This window comes from Pseudomonas sp. BN606 (assembly GCF_029873115.1).
Lineage (GTDB): Bacteria > Pseudomonadota > Gammaproteobacteria > Pseudomonadales > Pseudomonadaceae > Metapseudomonas.
In genome coordinates, this window is record NZ_SSOF01000077.1 from 119,930 (window position 1) to 132,634 (window position 12,705).

Consider the following 12,705-nt stretch of genomic DNA (forward strand, 5'->3'; position numbering starts at 1 on the left):
GGCTGAACCAATCGAATTCTTGAGGAGCTGGCAATATGTCGATGGCCGATCGTGATGGCGTGATCTGGTATGACGGCGAACTGGTGCCGTGGCGCGAAGCAACCACTCACGTCCTGACCCACACCCTGCATTACGGCATGGGCGTGTTCGAAGGCGTGCGCGCCTACAACACCCCGGACGGCACCGCCATTTTCCGCCTGCAGGCGCACACCGACCGTCTGTTCGACTCCGCCCACATCTTCAACATGGAGATTCCCTTTTCCAAGGAAGAAATCAACGAAGCGCAGCGCGCCGCCGTTCGTGAAAACGGCCTGGAAAGCGCCTACCTGCGCCCAATGGTGTTCTTCGGCAGCGAAGGCATGGGGCTGCGCGCTACCGGCCTGAAGGTCCATGTAATCGTCGCCGCCTGGCATTGGGGCGCCTACATGGGCGAAGAAGCGCTGGTCAACGGCATCAAGGTGCGCACCAGCTCCTACACTCGCCACCACGTCAACATCTCGATGACGCGCGCCAAGGCCAACGGCAACTACATCAACTCGATGCTGGCCCTGCAGGAAGCCATCTCCGGCGGCGCCGACGAGGCCATGCTGCTGGACCCGGAAGGCTACGTGGCAGAGGGTTCGGGCGAGAACATCTTCCTGGTCAAGGATGGTGTGGTGTACACCCCGGAAGTGACTTCCTGCCTCAATGGCATCACCCGTGGAACCATCCTGACCCTGGCCGGCGAGCTGGGCATCAAGGTGGTCGAGAAGCGCATCACCCGTGACGAGGTGTACATCGCCGATGAGGCCTTCTTCACCGGTACCGCCGCTGAAGTCACCCCGATCCGCGAAGTGGACGGTCGCAAGATTGGCATCGGCCGTCGCGGTCCGGTGACCGAGAAGCTGCAGAAAGCCTACTTCGACCTGGTGACCGGCAAGACCTCCGCCCACGGCGAGTGGCGCACCCTGGTCAAGTAATCCGACTAAGCTGCACGCGGCAAGCCGCAAGCTGCAAGTGGTGACCGCCGCTTGGAGCTTGCGGCTTGTCGCTTGAGGCTTGAAGCTGCCTTTATGAAGATTCTCATCGTAGGACCCTCCTGGGTCGGCGACATGGTGATGGCGCAGACACTCTTCCAGTGCCTGAAAGCCCGCCATCCCGACTGTCAGATCGACGTGTTGGCCCCTGAGTGGAGCCGGCCCATCCTCGAGCGCATGCCTGAAGTGCGCCAGGCCCTGAGCTTCCCGATTGGCCACGGTGTGCTGGATATCGCCAGCCGGCGCAAGATCGGCAAATCCCTGGTGGGGCAGTATGACCAGGCGATCCTCCTGCCAAACTCGCTGAAGTCGGCCCTGGTGCCCTGGTTCGCCGACATTCCCAAGCGCACTGGCTGGAAGGGCGAGATGCGCTACGGCCTGCTGAACGACATTCGTACGCTCGACAAGTCTCGCTACCCGCTGATGATCGAGCGTTTCATGGCCCTGGCCTTCGAGCCCGACGTCGAGCTGCCCAAGCCCTATCCGCGCCCTTCGCTGCGGATCGATCCGGTCAGCCGCGACGCGGCACTGGCCAAGTTCGGCCTTGGCCTGGATCGCCCGGTGCTGGCGCTCTGCCCGGGGGCGGAGTTCGGCGAAGCGAAGCGATGGCCCGCCGAGCACTACGCCAAGGTGGCTGAGCTGAAGATCCGCGCCGGATGGCAAGTCTGGCTGTTCGGATCGAAGAACGACCACCCGGGCGGCGAAGACATCCGCATGCGCCTGATCCCAGGTCTGCGTGAGGAGGCGGTGAATCTCTCTGGTGAAACCAGTCTGGCGGAAGCCATCGACCTGCTCTCCTGCGCCAGCGCCGTGGTGTCCAATGACTCCGGGCTGATGCACGTGGCTGCTGCACTCGCGCGTCCGTTGGTGGCGGTTTACGGCTCGACCTCGCCGCAGTTCACACCGCCTCTGGCCGAGCAGGTGGAGATCGTCCGACTTGGTCTGGAATGCAGTCCCTGCTTCGAACGAACCTGCCGCTTCGGCCACTACAACTGCCTGCGCGAGCTCAAGCCGCGTCCGGTGATCGAAGCCCTGGACCGCCTGGTGCCGGACCCGCTCGAACTGGTGGAGAGTCGCTGAGTGCGGGTACTACTGATCAAGACTTCTTCACTGGGCGATGTCATCCACACCCTGCCGGCACTGACCGATGCTGCTCGTGCTATTCCCGGCATCCAGTTCGATTGGGTTGTCGAGGAAGGTTTTGCCGAGATCCCGGCCTGGCACCCGGCCGTGGCCCACGTCATCCCGGTGGCCGTCCGGCGCTGGCGAAAGAACATCTGGCAGACGCTCAGGAGCGGCGAGTGGCGTCGCTTCAAGCGCCGCCTGCGGGAAACCCGCTACGACCTGGTGATCGATGCTCAGGGCCTGCTGAAAAGTGCCTTGCTGACGCGCTATACCAAAGCCCCTGTGGTTGGCTTGGATCGCGATTCTGCCCGTGAGCCGCTGGCCAGCCACTTCTATGACTGTCGCTATCCTGTGGCCTGGGGGCAGCACGCCGTCGAGCGCGTGCGCCAGCTGTTCGCGCAGGCCCTGGACTACCGCGTACCGGAAGGTGTGGGCAATTACGGCTTGAACCGTTCGCAGCTCGCTGACGCTCCAGATGGTTCGCCCTATCTGCTGTTCCTCCATGGCACCACCTGGGAAACCAAGCACTGGCCAGAGAAGTACTGGCGCGAGCTCGCCGAGCGCACCTGCGATCATGGCTGGCATGTGCGCCTTCCGTGGGGTAACCAGGCGGAAAAGGCCCGCGCCGAACGCATCGCCGAAGGCTTGGAAAAGGCCGCAGTGCTCCCCAGATTATCCCTGGCGGGAATGGCCAAGGTGGTAGCCGGGGCCCGCGCATGTGTGGCGGTGGACACTGGTCTCGGGCACCTTGCCGCTGCGCTGGATGTGCCGACCCTGTCGCTCTACGGTCCGACTAATCCCGGCTTCACCGGCGCCTATGGCCGGTCGCAGATCCACTTGGGCAGCGACTTCCCTTGTGCGCCCTGCCTGAAGAAGACCTGTGTCTACAAGCCGACGGCGGAGGATATTCGCCTGTTCGACCTGAAGCGCGAACAGCCGCTATGTTTTACCCGGCTGAATCCGCAGCGTGTGGCGACCCAGCTGGAAGCCCTGCTGCTGACCGAGGATATCCACTGATGCAATTGGCATTCGTGCTCTACAAGTACTTCCCCTTCGGTGGCCTGCAGCGCGACTTCATGCGCATCGCCCTGGAGTGCCAGCGCCGTGGGCATGCCGTTCGCGTCTATACGATGATCTGGGAAGGCGATATCCCGGAAGGTTTCGAGGTTCTGATCGCGCCGGTCAAGGCGTTGTTCAACCACAAGCGCAATGAGAAATTCACCGCCTGGGTCGAGGCTGATCTGGCTCGGCGTCCGGTGGACCGGGTGATCGGCTTCAACAAGATGCCTGGGCTGGACGTCTACTATGCCGCCGACCCCTGTTTCGAGGACAAGGCGCAGAACCTGCGCAATGGCCTCTACCGCCGCTGGGGCCGCTACAAGCATTTCTCCGACTACGAGCGCGCGGTGTTCGCCCCCGAATCGAAGACTGAAGTGCTGATGATCTCCGAGGTACAGCAACCGCTGTTCGTCAAGCATTACGCCACTCCGGCCGGGCGTTTCCATCTGCTCCCGCCGGGCATCGCCGCTGACCGCCGTGCTCCGGCCAACGCCGCGGAAATCCGCGCCGAGTTCCGTCGTGAGTTCAAACTGGGCGACAACGACCTGCTACTGGTGCAGATCGGTTCGGGCTTCAAGACCAAGGGCCTGGATCGCAGTCTCAAGGCCGTAGCCGCGCTGCCACGCGAGCTGAAGAAGCGTACTCGCCTGATCGTCATCGGCCAGGATGATCCCAAGCCCTTCCTGCTGCAGATGAAGACCCTGGGAATTTCCGACCAGGTGGACATCCTCAAGGGGCGCAGCGATATCCCGCGTTTCCTGCTGGGCGCCGACCTGCTGATCCATCCGGCCTACAACGAGAACACCGGCACCGTGCTGCTGGAAGCCCTGGTCGCCGGTCTGCCGGTGCTGGTTACCGACGTCTGCGGCTACGCCCACTACATTGCCGAGGCCGACAGCGGCCGCGTGCTGCCCGGCCCCTTCGATCAGGAGGCGCTCAACCAGTTGCTCGCCGATATGCTCGCCGACCAGGCCGCCCGTGCGCACTGGAGCGCCAGCGGCCTGGCCTTCGCCGACAGCGCCGACCTCTACAGCATGCCGCAGCGCGCAGCGGACGTTATCCTCGCGGAGCGCCCATGAAGCTTGTCCTCAAACCTCCCTTCGAGCGCCTCTGGGCCGGGCGTGATGCCTTTGACGAGGTTGAAGCGCTCAAGGGCGAGGTCTATCGCGAGCTGGAAGGCCGCCGCACGCTGCGCACCGAGGTGAATGGCGAGGGCTTCTTCGTCAAGATTCACCGTGGCATCGGCTGGGGCGAAATTATCAAGAACCTGGTCACAGCGAAGGCCCCGGTACTCGGCGCCGGCCAGGAGTGGGCGGCCATCCAGCGGCTGCATGAGGCCGGCGTACCGACCATGACCGCCGTGGCGTTCGGCGAGCGTGGTGGCAATCCGGCGCGCCAGCACTCGTTCATCGTCACCGAAGAGCTGGCGCCCACCATCAGCCTTGAAGACTACTGTGTCGACTGGCCGCGAAATCCGCCGCCCGTGCGACTGAAGTGGGCGCTCATCGACGAGGTGGCGCGCATGACCGGGACCATGCACCGTGCCGGGGTCAATCACCGCGACTGCTATATCTGCCACTTCCTGCTGCACACCGCCCGTCCGGTCACGGCCGACGAATTCAAGCTGTCGCTGATCGACCTGCATCGCGCACAGACCCGTGTGGCAACGCCCCGGCGCTGGCGTAACAAGGACCTGGCCGGGTTGTATTTCTCGGCGCTGAACATCGGCCTGACCCGACGCGACAAGCTGCGTTTCCTCAAGACCTATTTTCGCCAGCCATTGCGCCAGGTGCTGAAGGATGAAGCCGTCCTGCTGTCCTGGCTCGAGCAGAAGGCCGCGCGCCTGCTCTCGCGCTATGAACGAAAGTACGCCGAGGGAGGACAGGCGTGAGCCAATGGAAACTGGCTGAGGGGCTGGATGCCGACGTCGCCGAGCTGTTCGCTGACCTCGACAAGGTGTTCGCTCTGGAAGGCGACTGGATCACGGGCGACCCGTTATCCGAAGTGCTGCGGGTGGAACACCGTGGAGTGCGCTACTACGTCAAACGCTACTGGGCCGCGGGCAAGGGGCTGCGTCGCTGGCTGGGCCGGCCGCGGGTCAAGGCCGAGTGGCAGAACCTCAAGTACTTCGCCAAGTGGGGTATTCCGACCGCTCCCGTCGTGGGCTGGGGACAGGAGCGCCGCGCTGGTGCTTTCCACCGTGGTGCGCTGATCACCCAGGAGCTCAAGGGTACGGTCGACATGGCGGAGCTGGCCAAGCAGGGCGATCCGCGCCTGGCCGATCCGCGCTGGGTTGACCGTGTCAGCCGGCAACTGGCCAAGGCTACTCGCTGCCTGCATGACCACGGCTTCGCCCACAACGACCTGAAGTGGCGCAACCTGTTGGTCGATGAAACAGGCGAACTTTTCCTGATCGACTGCCCGACTGGCACCTTCTGGTGGGGGCCTTTCCTGCACTACCGGGTCATCAAGGACCTCGCTTGTCTGGACAAGGTTGCCAAGTACCACCTGAGCCGCAGCCAGCGCCTGCGTTTCTACCTGCAGTACCAGGATCGACCGGGCCTGGAACGCAACGACAAGCGCCGGATACGGCAGATTCTCAAGTTCTTCGAGGGACGCGAATGAGCGACTTCATCGCAGCGGCCGATCGCGAGATCCTCGCCCGCCATGGCCTGGACAGCTTCGACTCGCTCTGGGCGCTGCGCCTGGAGGCGGTGGATGCGCCCAACACCGGCCGCGGAGGTTGGAGCAGCGTGTTCCGCCTGGATCTCGGCGATGCCGCCTACTATCTGAAGCGGCAGAGCAACTTTCTCAGCCGAAGCGTGCTGCGACCTTTTGGCGAACCCACCTTCGCCCGCGAATTCCGCAATATCCGCCGTTACCAGGACCTGGGCGTTCCGGCTCTGCAGGCGGCCTTTTTCGGTACCCGCCAGATCGATGGCGAGCGCCGCGCGATCCTGGTGTCCCGCGCTCTGGACGGCTGGCGTGAGCTTGCCAGTTACCTCGAGCTGTGGGGCGGGATGGCCGCCGTTCAGCGTGCGACCCTCCTCGCCGCTGTAGCCATTCTGGCGCGGCGTCTACACAGCGCCGGCCAGGTGCATGGCTGCTTCTATCCCAAGCATGTCTTCCTGCGGGAAACCCAGGACGGGTTCGAGGCCTGCCTGATCGACCTGGAAAAGACCCGTCCGCTATTGCTGGGTCGTCGGGATCGCGTCAAGGACCTGGAAGCCCTGGTTCGCCGGGCTGACGCCTGGGGGGAGGCCGAGGTGCGCGAGCTGCTGGCGGGCTATCTGGAACGTCCGCGGGATTCGGCCGAGGTCAGCGATTGGTTGGCTCGTCTCGCCAGACGCCGTCGCAATAAGGAACGCGAGCAATGACTCTTGCGGAACTGGCCCGGGCAGGACGCAGCCCGAAACTTCCCATTCGCCTCGACGTAGCTGGCGGCCTGGAGCTGCAGAGCCTGCTGCGGGTGCTGCCCGGGCAGCGCTATGTGGGCGTGGCGGTGTGGCAAGGACGCAGGGTGCTGGCCAAGCTGCTGGTCGGCGGCAAGGCCGAGCGGCACTTCCATCGTGAGCTCTCAGGTGCCCGCGCGCTGCATGAGCACGGCATCGATACCCCGGAGCTTCTGAGCGAGGGGCATCAAGCGGGGCAGGGCGGCTGGCTGCTGTTCGAGTACCTGGAGTCGGCGGAGAGCCTTTGGGATGCCTGGCGCGAGGTCGAGCGTGACGCGCCGCTGTCCGACGGTCAGCAGGCCGTGCTGGGCGAGGCACTTGGCGCCATCGCCCGGTTGCATCTGGCCGGGCTCGCCCAGGAAGACCTGCACCTCGACAATCTGTTGCGCCATGGTGGAAAGCTGCAGGTGATCGATGGTGGCGGCATCCGCGCCGAAACACCCGGCAGTCCGCTTCCACGGGATAAGGTCATGGCCAACCTGGGTGTGTTCTTCGCCCAGCTGCCGGCGGAGCTGGACCCGTTCCTGGAGGAGTTGCTGGTGCAGTACCTGCTGGTCAATGGCGAACATGCCTTGCCGCTGGAGGCGCTGGAAAAGGAAATTGCCCGGATGCGGCAATGGCGTCTTGGCGACTATATGAAGAAGATCGCTCGCGATTGCAGCCTGTTCAGTGTCGTTCGCGGTGCATTCGGCCTGCGCGCGGTTCGTCGGGAGACAGAAGCAGGGCTCGAAAGGCTGCTGCAGGCGCCGGACGCCGCGCTTGAGCAAGGGCGCTCGCTGAAGCAAGGGGCTACTGCCACGGTGGCGGAAGTCCAGATCGACGGACGCAAACTGCTGGTCAAGCGTTACAACATCAAGGGCCTGCTGCACTGGTTGACGCGCTTCTGGCGCCCGAGTCGCGCCTGGCACAGCTGGCGCGAGGGTAACCGTCTGGAGTTCCTTGGCATCGCCACGCCACGTCCGCTGGCTGTGCTCGAGCGGCGTTTTCTCTGGCTGCGCGGCCGGGCCTACCTGATTACCGAATATCTCTCCGGGCAAGATATAATCGCCCGTTTTCGACCCTATCTGGACAATCCTGATGGGGCTGGTGCTCCACCGGAAGCCGAGCTGCAAGCTCTCGACCGACTGTTCGCTGCGCTTATCCGCGAGCGCATCAGTCACGGCGACTTCAAGGGCTACAACCTGTTCTGGCAGGACGGCCGCTGGACCCTGATCGATCTCGATGCCGTGTACCAGCATCGTAGCGAGCGCAGCTTCGCCAGGGCCTATGCTCGCGACCGCGCGCGCTTCCTGCGGAACTGGCCGGCCGAGTCGGCACTGCACCAGCTACTGGATCAACGTTTACCGCAGGTGCCGGGCACCTGCCCTGAAAGAGGCTAACCCCGTGGCATTGACGATTCTCGGCCTTTCCGGCGCTCTCAGCCATGATCCATCCGCCGCGCTCTACATCGACGGCAAACTGATCGCGGCCGCCGAAGAAGAGCGCTTCGTGCGCGACAAGCACGCGAAGAATCGCATGCCCTACGAGTCGGCCAAGTTCTGCCTGGAGCAGGCCGGTATCAAGCCCTCCGACGTCGACGTCGTGGCCATTCCCTTCGCGCCCATCAGTCTTTTCGGCAAGGCCCGCTGGCACTACGCCAAGCGTTACTGGTACGCCCCGGATCGTGCGCTGGACGCCATCCTCATGGGCAACCGCCGCTACAAGCGCTACCGCAAGAAGATCGTCTGGTGCCTGGAGCAACTGGGCTTCGATGCGAAGAAGGTGAAAATCGAGCCGGTGGAGCATCACCTGGCCCACGCCTCAAGCGCCTACCACTGCTCGGGATTCAAGGAAAAGACCGCAATCCTCGGCATCGATGGCAAGGGTGAGTACGCCACCACCTTCTTCGGCTGGGGTGAGAACGGCAAGATCCACAAGATCAAGGAATTCTTCGATCCGGATTCCCTGGGCGGCCTGTATGGCGCAATCACCGAGTATCTCGGCTTCGAGATGCTCGATGGCGAATTCAAGGTCATGGGCATGGCGCCCTATGGCGACGCCGCCAAGTACGACTTCTCGCGTCTGGCCAAGTTCGAGAATGGCGAGCTGATCATCAACACCGACTACGCCAACGTCATCGGTTTCCGCCGCTACAAGGAAAACGGCAAGGGCTATTACTTCTCGCCCAAGCTGATCGAGTGGCTGGGTCCGAAGCGCCAGGGCGACATCGCCGATGACCCCTACATCCACTACGCCGCCAGCATGCAGGCACTGTTCGAGAAGCTGGCGCTGGAGATGATGGATCACTACCTCGGCGACATCATCCGCGAGACCGGCAAGATCGCCTTCGCCGGTGGTTGCGCGCTGAACGTCAAGCTGAACCAGAAGATCATCGCCCGTCCGGAGGTGAAGGAGCTGTTCGTCCAGCCCGCGTCCGGCGATGCCGGTACCTCGGTGGGCGCCGCTGCCTACGTCTCGGTCAAGCGCGGCGTGCCGGTCGAGAAGATGGAACACGTCTACCTCGGCCCATCCTTCAGCAACGAAGACGTCATCGCCGCCTGCGCAAAGCATCCGCAGAAACCAGTGTTCAAGCGCATCGAGAACACGCCGCAGCGCATCGCGAAGATCATGGTCGACGGCAACCCTGTCGCCTGGTTCCAGGGCCGCATGGAGTTCGGCCCGCGCGCCCTCGGCGGCCGTTCCATCATCGGTTGCCCGAGTGCGGTCGGCGTGGCCGACCGCATCAACGAGCAGATCAAGTTCCGTGAGCGCTGGCGCCCCTTCTGCCCGTCGATGCTGGACACCGTTGCGCCGCAGATGCTCAAGGTCGATCACCCGTCGCCCTTCATGACCTTCACCTTCGAAGTCAACGAAGAGTGGAAGACCCGCGTGGCCGAAGTGGTGCATGAGGATGGCACGTCCCGTGCCCAGGTCCTGGAACGTCGCCACAATCCCCGCTGGTATGACCTGATGAAGGAACTGGAAGTCCTTACCGGAAACGGCGTGTCCCTGAACACTTCGCTCAACCGTCGCGGCGAGCCGATGATCTGCTCGCCCACCGATGCGCTGAACATGTTCTACGGTTCGGACCTGCAGTACCTGATCATGGAAGACATCCTCGTCGTCAAGGAAGGCAAGGACTGGTATGACAATGTCGGCTAAGCCGCTGCTTAGCGTTGTCATCCCTACCTACAACTACGCGGGCGTGCTTCCGCGTGCCGTGGAGTCGGTGCTGGCCCAGGCCACCCCGGAGGTCGAACTCTGGGTCGTGGACGATGGCTCCACCGACGACACCCCGGCAGTCTTCACCGCCCTGAGCCTGCGCTACGGCGCCGCCTTCCAGGGCGTGCGCCAGGCCAACGCGGGGCCTTCCACAGCCCGCAACAACGGCGTGCAACTGGCCCAGGGACGCTACGTCCTGCTCCTCGACGCCGATGATGAATTGGCCCCCGGTGTCCTTCCGGGGCTTTGCGAGCGTCTGCGCCGCGAACCCGACGTCGGCCTCTGGCTGGCCGGCCATGTTGCCGTCCAGCCCGATGGTCGCGAGCGGGAGCACCCTGCCGACACCGTTCCCGGTGAGCCCGCGCAGCGACTCAAGGACTACCTGCTGGATAAGAAGATCGCCCTCGGCCACGGCTCCTGCGTGTTCCTCCGCGAGCTGCTGCTGGAACGGCCCTATCCCGAACACTTGCGCCACAGCGAGGACATTCCGGTCTTTGCCTATTGCCTGACGCAACGGCAAGTGGAGGTCCTCGACCTAATGCTGGCTCGCATCCACAAGCATCCCGGCAGCCTGCGCCACAACGCCGAAGCCGCTCGGAAGGTCGGCCTGGCTCTGGTGGACGAAGTCTTCCGCAAGCTCCCGACCGGTCTGCAGTCGATCAAGCCCGCTTATCGCGCCCAGCGCTGCCTCTCGCTGTTCCGGACCTGCCTGCTTGCCGGCGACCAGAAAGGTGCGCGCGAGTACTACCGCGAAGCGCTGCGCACGGATTGGCGTGTGCTGTTCAAACTGTCGTACAGCCGCAAGGCCCTGCGCCTCTGGCTGAAATCCAAGAAGAACCCGGTATGAGCCAGCGCCGTATCAAGGTTCTGCAACTGCAGAACTACTACAACGTCAATGCCTCCGATCTGGCCGAGCAGATCATCCAGGCCCTGCCGAGCGACCGCTACGAGGTCACTACCGCTTTCTTGCGAGGCCGTCCCGGTCCGGGCGAGCCGGTGAGCAAGGCTGAGCGCTCGATCTACTTCGGCTACAGCAAGTCAGCTGTCAGCGGCCTGCGCCTGCGTGCCCTCTGGGCCCTCTACCGGCATTGCCGATCCGAAGGTTATGACGCGGTGATCACTCATCGCTTCAAGCCGGTGAACATGCTGATGTTGCTCAATCGCTGGCTGGGCATTCGTGCGTGCGTCGGCGTTGCCCATGGTTTCGGTGAGTACGACCGTTCCTTCCGCTGCTGGGTGGCCCGCCAACTGATGACGCCAGCCTGGCGGCTCGTCGGGGTTTCTCGTGCGGTGCGCGATTACCTGATTAATGCTGGCGCGGGATTCACACCTGCCAATACCCGGCAGATCAATAATGCCATCGACATTTCCCGAGCCGAGAGCCTGCAACATCCGCGCGAAATGGCGCGCGAAATGCTTGGGCTGCCGGCAGATGCCTTCGTGTTCGGTGCAATTGGCCGCCTGGTGCCCGTGAAGGGACACATCCACCTGCTACGAGCGTTCGCCGAGATCAAGGCTGAATATCCCAATGCTCTGCTTGCGATCATCGGCGAGGGACGTGCGCGCCCTGAGCTGGAGGCCGCAGTTGCCGAACTCGGCCTGCAAGACCGGGCACTGCTGCTGGGAGCCAAGGACGACGCGCTGCAATACGTGCGAGCCTTCGATGCTTTCGTCATGCCCTCCCTGAGCGAGGGATTGCCGCTGGCCCTGCTGGAAGGCATGAGCGGCCACTTGCCGGTTATCGGCTCGGACATTCCCAGTCTCAAGCCGATCCTGGAAGACTGTGGCGGTCGTATCGCTCCCGCCGGGCAGCACGTCGAACTTGCCGGGCATTTGCGCGACGTGCTGGCGTTGTCCGCGCAAGAGCGCGCCGCTGAAGGCGAACGCGCTTACCGGTATCTGTGCCGAGCCCATTCAATCGAAGATTTCCGCCGCCAGTACCGTGATCTACTGGTGGAGTTACTGGAAGGTAAGCGCAATGAGTGAATCGAAGGATCTGCCGCTGGTCAGCGTGATCATTTCCTCTTACAACCATGCCGACTACATCGTGGCCGCCATCGAAAGCGTCCTTGCCCAGACCTACCCAAATGTAGAGCTGCTGGTGGTGGACGACGGTTCCCGTGATGGCAGCGTCGAGCGCATTCGCCGGTTGCAGGAGGTTCACGGTTTCGATTTCGTGGCGCAGGCGAATCAGGGGCTTGCCCGCACTCTGAACGAGACCATCGCGCGCTCGAAGGGAAGCTTGATCGCACCTTTCGGGTCCGATGACATCATGCTGCCGGAGCGTTTGGCGATCCAGGTCGCTTACATGGAGGGTAAGCCGGAAGTAGGCATCTGCGCCGGCAACATCCAGCAAATCGATGCTGAAGGAAATCCCTTGTCCAAGCGGGACCGGGAGCGGCCGTTCCGCCGCCTCGACTTCGATGATGTCTTCACGTCCGCGAAGGATGGTGCCCCCGCCCCCACATTGTTGTTCAGGCGTGAAGCGCTGGAGGCGGTAGGTGGTTTCGACACCAGTATTCGCCTGGAAGATTTGCTGGTGGCGCTGAACATAACCCACGCGGGCTATTTCATCGATGTGCTTCCGGACGTACTGGCCAAGTACCGCGTACATGGCGCCAACACGTATAAGAACCGGAGCTTCATGATCGAGACGGTCATGCAGACCTACGCGCGATTCGCCGACCATCCTGCCTACCCGGAGGTCTGTGCGAACTTCATCAATTCGATGCTGCTCAAGTGCGCGCGCGACGACAAGCCGCTTGCGCGCGAATTGCTGCGCCAGCTTCCGCTGCGTCGCTGGAACGCCAAGACACTGCGAGCCTTGGGGCGATTGCTGCTCGGTTAGGGCA

At 63.4% G+C, this 12,705-nt stretch carries 12 protein-coding genes; all 12 read left to right on the forward strand.

Features of this window, described 5'->3' with window-relative positions:
* The first annotated feature begins 35 nt into the window (after positions 1 to 35).
* Complete coding sequence (locus E8E75_RS19525; protein WP_120654191.1) at positions 36 to 959, forward strand: branched-chain amino acid transaminase; 924 nt, start codon at positions 36 to 38, stop codon at positions 957 to 959.
* A 93-nt stretch (positions 960 to 1,052) separates the two neighbouring features.
* The gene (waaF, locus tag E8E75_RS19530; RefSeq protein ID WP_120654192.1) at positions 1,053 to 2,096 is read left to right on the forward strand and encodes a lipopolysaccharide heptosyltransferase II; all 1,044 of its coding nucleotides are present in this window, start codon (positions 1,053 to 1,055) and stop codon (positions 2,094 to 2,096) included.
* Entirely contained in the window at positions 2,097 to 3,158 is a 1,062-nt protein-coding gene (gene waaC / locus E8E75_RS19535; RefSeq protein ID WP_280359647.1) for a lipopolysaccharide heptosyltransferase I, read from the forward strand.
* Positions 3,158 to 4,279: a glycosyltransferase family 4 protein gene (locus E8E75_RS19540; RefSeq protein WP_153918140.1), complete on the forward strand. Its 1,122-nt coding sequence runs from the start codon at positions 3,158 to 3,160 to the stop codon at positions 4,277 to 4,279. Before waaC ends, E8E75_RS19540 begins: the two co-directional genes overlap by 1 nt.
* Complete coding sequence (gene rfaP / locus E8E75_RS19545; protein WP_120654195.1) at positions 4,276 to 5,091, forward strand: lipopolysaccharide core heptose(I) kinase RfaP; 816 nt, start codon at positions 4,276 to 4,278, stop codon at positions 5,089 to 5,091. Before E8E75_RS19540 ends, rfaP begins: the two co-directional genes overlap by 4 nt.
* On the forward strand, positions 5,088 to 5,825 hold the full coding sequence (locus tag E8E75_RS19550) for a lipopolysaccharide kinase InaA family protein (RefSeq protein WP_120654196.1): 738 nt from the start codon (positions 5,088 to 5,090) through the stop codon (positions 5,823 to 5,825). Before rfaP ends, E8E75_RS19550 begins: the two co-directional genes overlap by 4 nt.
* Positions 5,822 to 6,577, forward strand: a complete 756-nt coding sequence (locus tag E8E75_RS19555) for a lipopolysaccharide kinase InaA family protein (RefSeq protein ID WP_153918138.1) — start codon at positions 5,822 to 5,824, stop codon at positions 6,575 to 6,577. Before E8E75_RS19550 ends, E8E75_RS19555 begins: the two co-directional genes overlap by 4 nt.
* On the forward strand, positions 6,574 to 8,031 hold the full coding sequence (locus E8E75_RS19560) for a lipopolysaccharide kinase InaA family protein (protein WP_153918136.1): 1,458 nt from the start codon (positions 6,574 to 6,576) through the stop codon (positions 8,029 to 8,031). Before E8E75_RS19555 ends, E8E75_RS19560 begins: the two co-directional genes overlap by 4 nt.
* A gap of 4 nt (positions 8,032 to 8,035) precedes the next feature.
* Positions 8,036 to 9,793 carry a carbamoyltransferase gene (locus E8E75_RS19565; RefSeq protein WP_280359648.1) on the forward strand — a complete coding sequence of 586 codons (1,758 nt, stop codon included), beginning with the start codon at positions 8,036 to 8,038 and terminating at the stop codon, positions 9,791 to 9,793.
* A complete protein-coding gene (locus tag E8E75_RS19570; protein ID WP_153918240.1) occupies positions 9,783 to 10,700 on the forward strand; it encodes a glycosyltransferase family 2 protein in 918 nt (305 codons plus the stop codon). The genes E8E75_RS19565 and E8E75_RS19570 overlap by 11 nt, the downstream gene beginning before the upstream one ends.
* Complete coding sequence (locus E8E75_RS19575; protein WP_120654201.1) at positions 10,697 to 11,839, forward strand: glycosyltransferase; 1,143 nt, start codon at positions 10,697 to 10,699, stop codon at positions 11,837 to 11,839. The genes E8E75_RS19570 and E8E75_RS19575 overlap by 4 nt, the downstream gene beginning before the upstream one ends.
* Positions 11,832 to 12,701, forward strand: a complete 870-nt coding sequence (locus E8E75_RS19580; protein WP_120654202.1) for a glycosyltransferase — start codon at positions 11,832 to 11,834, stop codon at positions 12,699 to 12,701. Before E8E75_RS19575 ends, E8E75_RS19580 begins: the two co-directional genes overlap by 8 nt.
* The last annotated feature ends 4 nt before the right edge of the window (positions 12,702 to 12,705 follow it).

Coding starts and splice junctions, on each gene's coding strand:
- E8E75_RS19540 (WP_153918140.1), top strand. CDS start 3,158: ATGCAATTGGCATTCGTGCTCTACAAGTACTTCCCCTTCGGTGGCCTG.
- E8E75_RS19555 (WP_153918138.1), top strand. CDS start 5,822: ATGAGCGACTTCATCGCAGCGGCCGATCGCGAGATCCTCGCCCGCCAT.
- rfaP (WP_120654195.1), top strand. CDS start 4,276: ATGAAGCTTGTCCTCAAACCTCCCTTCGAGCGCCTCTGGGCCGGGCGT.
- E8E75_RS19570 (WP_153918240.1), top strand. CDS start 9,783: ATGTCGGCTAAGCCGCTGCTTAGCGTTGTCATCCCTACCTACAACTAC.
- E8E75_RS19525 (WP_120654191.1), top strand. CDS start 36: ATGTCGATGGCCGATCGTGATGGCGTGATCTGGTATGACGGCGAACTG.
- waaF (WP_120654192.1), top strand. CDS start 1,053: ATGAAGATTCTCATCGTAGGACCCTCCTGGGTCGGCGACATGGTGATG.
- E8E75_RS19575 (WP_120654201.1), top strand. CDS start 10,697: ATGAGCCAGCGCCGTATCAAGGTTCTGCAACTGCAGAACTACTACAAC.
- E8E75_RS19580 (WP_120654202.1), top strand. CDS start 11,832: ATGAGTGAATCGAAGGATCTGCCGCTGGTCAGCGTGATCATTTCCTCT.
- E8E75_RS19560 (WP_153918136.1), top strand. CDS start 6,574: ATGACTCTTGCGGAACTGGCCCGGGCAGGACGCAGCCCGAAACTTCCC.